The organism is Peribacillus sp. NPDC096622 (assembly GCF_044762665.1).
Taxonomy (GTDB): Bacteria; Bacillota; Bacilli; order Bacillales; family DSM-1321; genus Peribacillus; species Peribacillus frigoritolerans_B.
Genome location: NZ_JBIWES010000055.1, coordinates 1 through 1,891, shown reverse-complemented (window position 1 = coordinate 1,891; position 1,891 = coordinate 1). Strand labels below are relative to the sequence as shown.

Genomic DNA, 1,891 nt, shown 5'->3' with positions numbered 1-1,891 from the left:
AATCGAGTAGGAGGAGGTGCCTAGCCTCCGACCTCTCACACCACCGTACATACCGTTCGGTATACGGCGGTTCAGTTTAAGTCTGACGTAGTTTTGTATATCGTTCATATAGATTTACTAACCCATGATGGAGCCAATAAACTTTATTAAGGGTTTTGTCTAGAATAGGACTATGCGCTATGCGCCAATAACCCTTTCTGCTATTTCCCCATTCATATGCTTTTCCAAATGGGACGCCTAATCCTTTGAGTTTCCTCACCCTCGTTCTTGGCAATTTCCATTGCTTCCATAGGCACATCCTGAGTCTTCTTCGCATCCATGAATCTAAATTCTTCAATACGTTCGGAGTATCAATGAGGGAGAAATACCCCATCCAACCTCTAAGGTATTGCTTTAACTTATTTATTCGGAGTTTCATGGGTATCGGTAATTTTCTCGAGGTCATTTCCCTGATTCGTTTCTTTACTCTCTTCACCGTTTGTTTAGCCAGTAGAACCTTCGGGTTCTTCTTTGACTTCGTAAAACTAAAACCGAGAAACGTTCTGTTCCAAGGGCGATCATACTTCGACTTCTCGTAGTTGACCTTTAGCTTCAGTTTATTTTCAATGAAGCTTGAGATATTTCCCATTGCACGTTTGGCGGCTTTTCGTGTCTTCACAAAGATAGTACTGTCATCCGCATACCTTACGAATCGAAGATTGCGTTTCTCTAGTTCTTTATCTAAATCGTCTAACATGATATTAGATAATATAGGACTTAACGGACCTCCTTGCGGAGTTCCCTCCTCACTTTTATGAAAAAGTCCGCCTATCATAATGCCTGCTTGAAGGAATTTACGAATCAGTTTGAGAACTCGTTTATCTTCAATTTTCCGCTCTAACATTCCCATGAGCTTGTCATGATTCACTTTATCGAAGAACTTCTCCAAGTCCATATCCACTACCCATGTATAGCCTTCGGTTATATAGGACTTTGCCTTTCGAACCGCCTGGTGCCCTTGTTTGTTAGGGCGAAATCCATAGCTATTCTCCGAAAAGGTTGAGTCATATATCTTGGTCAAGATTTGGGCAATGGCTTGTTGAATGAAACGGTCTAGAACGGTTGGAATACCCAATAGCCGAACTCCGCCGTTTGGTTTCGGGATTTCGATACGACGGACGGGCTGCGGTTGATAGGTACCCTGTAAAAGGGCAGTTTTCATGTTGTACCATTCGGTTGCGAGGTGCGGTCTCAGGTTTTGAACCGGCATTCCATCTACACCATGGCTTCCCTTATTTCTTTCTACACGCTTCAATGCCTGTATTAAGTTTTCCCTCTCTAGTATCTGTTCCATTAACATCGTTGATATCCTTTCCCTGCGTGGATAAATGGTCTATTTGTGCCTTTATCTGCTCCACCCTTTTGAAGTTCCCCGTGTATTCACCACTTCTTCCTTCAAATAAGTTCCGTTAGGAATTGTTTGTTTCTTCGCAGATAACGAACGCCTAGTATTCATCCTCCTTAATCTGTTCGGTCCTTCCTTATCTTCTCGAGTAGACAAGTACTATGACCTCTGCTGACTTCTGATGATTCAGCTGTCCATCACTGGACAGGTTACCAAGTGTACTTGGCTGTCATCAGACCTCCCCGGGTAAGAGAGCAATCTTTCCCTCCATCTATCTGCTTCATTTACTCTGTACCACCTTCGGCAGTAAGGACTTTGTTTTGTTTCGCAAACTCATCCAATGATACCTAGCCTTATATGAAGTTCGTGTTCCTCAGACCGGAGGTTTGCCGCTTGCTTCCTTCAGATTCCACGTCACCGTAGACACCCTTGCATTAAGCTAACCACTACTACTGCCTTCATGGTTCGGGACTTTCACCCTATAGATTGCACCCATGCCGGGCGCAC

The 1,891-nt window shown here is 43.7% G+C and carries 1 protein-coding gene; it reads right to left on the bottom strand.

Going from position 1 to position 1,891, the window contains the following annotated elements:
- Positions 1 to 76: 76 nt before the first annotated feature.
- On the bottom strand, positions 77 to 1,339 hold the full coding sequence (gene ltrA / locus ACIQYG_RS26800; RefSeq protein ID WP_402844610.1) for a group II intron reverse transcriptase/maturase: 1,263 nt from the start codon (positions 1,337 to 1,339) through the stop codon (positions 77 to 79).
- Between the last annotated feature and the right edge of the window lie 552 nt (positions 1,340 to 1,891).

What these genes read in the sequence shown, in the direction of transcription:
- ltrA (WP_402844610.1), bottom strand. Translation starts at nt 1,339, where the DNA reads ATGTTAATGGAACAGATACTAGAGAGGGAAAACTTAATACAGGCATTG.